The sequence below is a fragment of the Paenibacillus sp. P4_A7 genome, from assembly GCF_056402455.1.
The window spans coordinates 1-1,616 of sequence record NZ_JBFUHJ010000737.1 but is presented as its reverse complement, the minus strand read 5'-3'; the positions used below and the strand labels follow the sequence as shown (position 1 = coordinate 1,616).

Genomic DNA, 1,616 nt, shown 5'->3' with positions numbered 1-1,616 from the left:
GTGACATGGAATGTAGATGCTTCAAACTATGATCCCACTGTAATGACAGCACAGACCTTCACTGTAAATGGAACTGTAACTTTGCCAACTGGGGTGGCAAATCCCAATAACGTGCCTTTGACAACAAGCATTAGCGTAACTGTGCAATTTGTTGGTAAAGTAGAAGCGGAAGATTATATTGCTATGTTTGGGATTCAGACAGAGAACAGCTCTGAGGGTACAAAGGATGTAGGATATACAGATCCGGGAGACTGGATGGACTATACGGTTAATGTGCCAGAGACAGGAATTTATAAGTTAAACTACAGGGTAGCTGTAAACAGTGGTACAGGCAAAGTCAATTTCCTTGTAGATGGTATTTCTCAAAAAATAACATCGTTGCCGTCAACCGGAGGTTGGCAGACTTGGAAGACCGTATCCGACGAAGTTTCCTTAATTGCCGGCAGTCATACGATAAGGCTGTACGTAGAAGTAGGAGGATGGAATATTAACTGGTTTGAGCTGGTTGCACCGCCAGCGCCAGCAACACCAGAGTCTACATTGACAGGTTTACAGCAGGTGAACTCTGGTCAAACATTTGATGTAAAGATGGGATTGACCAGCGTAACAGAAAGTGTATACCAGCGAATGTATGCCCAAGATTTGACTCTGCATTATAATCCAGCGAATTTGCAATTCGATTCGGTTACATCGCTGAAAGATGGATTCCAAGTCATTGACCAAGAGGAGACAGCGCCGGGTCAAATTCGGATTATTGCTTCCAGCGTGGAAGCGAACCAAGGGGTACTTGCCGAAGGCGATTTGTTGACTTTCAACTTTACAGCCAAATCTGCAACAGAGGCAACGACAATTACTGTTGATAATGTTGTGATTGCCAATGCAGAGGGGAATGAGCTGCAGGTCGGCGGAGCCTCCCGCGAGATCCAAATAACTGTACCTAGTATACCGGTAGATAAGTGGCTCTTGAACACAACGATCGCAAGTGCTCAAGTGAAGTACGATGCAGCAGTGGAAGGCAATGAGCACGGCCTGTATGTGAATGGATCCAAAGCGCCTTTGCAATCGGCAATCACTGAAGCCAAAGTGACAGCAAACGATCCGAATGCCACTCAGCAGCAGGTAGATAGCGCGAAAGCTGCATTGGAAGGCGCCATTCAAGTGTTTGACACGATGAAAATCAATACGGATGTCAATGGTGATGGAAATATGACTATTGGTGACTTGGCTATTGTTGCAGCAGCTTACGGCAAACAACAAGATCAGGCAGGTTGGAATGAGAAAGCGGATGTAAATAAAGACGGCAAGGTGGATATTGTAGACCTTGCAATCGCAGCTAAAGCAATCTTGAAATAAACAAACCCGCTTTCTTTAGCGAAATTTAGGATTTACTGATAATTAAAGGGTATTTGATCCGAAAGGAACCTCCACACGTGCGGAGGCTCTGACGATCATTCTGAATGTTTTGAACCTTAACCCTCAAATTAAAGCACTCTTGAACAGCTTGAACTAATTCTCTTCAGCTAGATCTTCGATCCGAACGGCCCGATTATATCTACAATCTGGTGAAACAATCATAAGGATTGGAAGTAGGTTTCAGACCCTGTACAGGTTCAATT

1 protein-coding gene is annotated in these 1,616 nt (G+C 44.4%); it reads left to right on the top strand.

Annotated elements, in window-relative coordinates; genetic code table 11:
• Window positions 1-1,353: carbohydrate-binding protein (locus AC1DWN_RS33545; protein WP_477563152.1), on the top strand; the 1,353-nt coding region annotated here is incomplete at its 5' end.
• Window positions 1,354-1,616 lie beyond the last annotated feature (263 nt).